This window comes from Enterococcus sp. ZJ1622 (genome assembly GCF_011038845.1).
Lineage (GTDB): Bacteria > Bacillota > Bacilli > Lactobacillales > Enterococcaceae > Enterococcus_B.
The window spans coordinates 1-1800 of record NZ_JAAKDW010000043.1; the positions used below are offsets into that span (position 1 = coordinate 1).

Here is a 1800-nt window from a genome sequence, read left to right on the forward strand (position 1 = left end):
AAACTTTTTGTTGATCGCTCAACTGATACGCTGTTGGAATCAATACCGTAAAATCTGGGTTAGCTGTTGGATCATCTGGTGTTATCGTATTTACGTTGTATGTTACTTGTGCTGTACCTGTTCCTGTTGATAAAATTTCCAAATTCCCTGTACTATTCACTAACAATTTAATAGTATCTGCAGGAGCTATCGATAAATTTAAGTGAGAATTATAATTACTCCATTTTTGTTTTGCTGTTATTTCAACAATATCACCAGTTTCCAACGTTCCTTTGTCTATCCATTTACCTTTTGTCACCTCATCTGCCGGATCAAAAGAATCAGTTTTAGTTCCATTTGATTTAATTATTTTAACATTTGCCGCAGGCATTGCAGAGGCAGAATCTTTCCAAACAACTAAATTCCCATTTTTTGTTGAAAGATAAGTTTTATCTTCCGTAACAATATAAAAAGCATAATCTACTACCGATTTTTTTTCATCGGCATACGCTGTTACACCGAAAGACCTATTTATATCGAATGATGTACAATCCTGTACTACATTTAATATTCCCAACATTCCGCTTAGTACAACACCCCACATAAAAGTTGTCACACCTCTCAGTATAAAATCTTTCATTCTATGCACATCCTATACAAATTATTTGGTAAAAATCATTTTTCCATTTATCGGTGTAAATGGCCAAAAACCTACATTTTTGAATGGCCATTGACATATCGGCACTAAAACGAGCTTTCCAGTTACTTACTCAATCACGGATCCTAGTGTTCATGACGTGAAAATTTTAGAGACTTTATCGGAAGAAGCGAACCTTCCAAATATCCTTGGCGATAAAGGCTATATCAGCCATAAAATCCATGAAAAGCTTGCCCTTAAGGGCATTCCAGTCTTAGTTCCGCCACGAAAAAACATGGATAAATTAGGGAAGATAGCCCATCGATTACTTACTAGACAGTAGAGACTGTTTTTTTCTACTCTTGAAAGACTAGGTTGTCAAAACTTCAAATCACGTTCTGTTCAAGGGCTAGAAAGTAAGTTTGAAAGCATATTATCAGCGTACAGTATCCTTTAAAGCCGAGCACAGCAACGTTTTGAAGGGACTTTGAGATATTCTTTAGGGGATTAAAATTAACTAGCCCCCGGGTTATCCATACTTATTTTAATCATCTATACTAGACTTCCTTAAACTAACTAAAGCACTGATAATTAATCCTACCCCCAATACAACTAAAAAATTACTTTTATATTCATTTGTTTTTGGATATGAAGTAGGAGATTGGCCTTGATTTTTAATAGATTGATCTTGTTTTTCAGGAGAAGAAGTTGCTGAAGATTCAACAATTAAAAAAGTTTTATGAGATCCACTATTTAATTCAGATTTTGTTTTCTTATTATACGTTTTAATCGCAATAGTCACCAAATGTTTTCCTACAGATAAATTTTTAGGTAAAGGCATTTCCTTGATTGCTTTACCTGGAGCAATCAAATCAGTTTGTAATAATTTTTCCCCTGTTTCATCAAATGTTACAATATATTTGAAATATACTTTATTAAATGAAGGATTTTCTAATAACACCGGAGCTAATTTAGATCCTTCTTTCACCTTTATTTCTGAAAAACCAGGGAAAGCTATTTGATCTGAAGTAAAATCTTTTGGTTTTTTTAAATTAGAATTATATCCTACTGCATTCGTGTCTTCTTTTAAAACATCTTCTGATGGAGATGAAATAAAGAACCAAGCAAAAATTCCTCCTAAAAGACAGAAAAGAATTAAAATAATCAATATAACTATTCTTTTT

General features: G+C 32.9%; 2 protein-coding genes and 1 pseudogene. 1 reads left to right on the forward strand and 2 read right to left on the reverse strand.

Annotated features, from left to right (window positions below; genetic code table 11):
* Window positions 1-619 (reverse strand): hypothetical protein (locus G7Y42_RS14820; RefSeq protein ID WP_165007703.1); only part of this gene is annotated, 619 nt, incomplete at its 3' end.
* 103 nt (window positions 620-722) lie between these two features.
* On the opposite strand from G7Y42_RS14820, the pseudogene G7Y42_RS14825 reads away from it, so the two are divergent.
* Window positions 723-1073, forward strand: a pseudogene (locus tag G7Y42_RS14825) (transposase); the annotation flags it as partial.
* A gap of 87 nt (window positions 1074-1160) precedes the next feature.
* Here the strand turns inward: G7Y42_RS14825 and G7Y42_RS14830 are convergent.
* A partial coding sequence (locus G7Y42_RS14830) for an LPXTG cell wall anchor domain-containing protein (protein WP_206215476.1) occupies window positions 1161-1800 on the reverse strand: 640 nt, incomplete at its 5' end.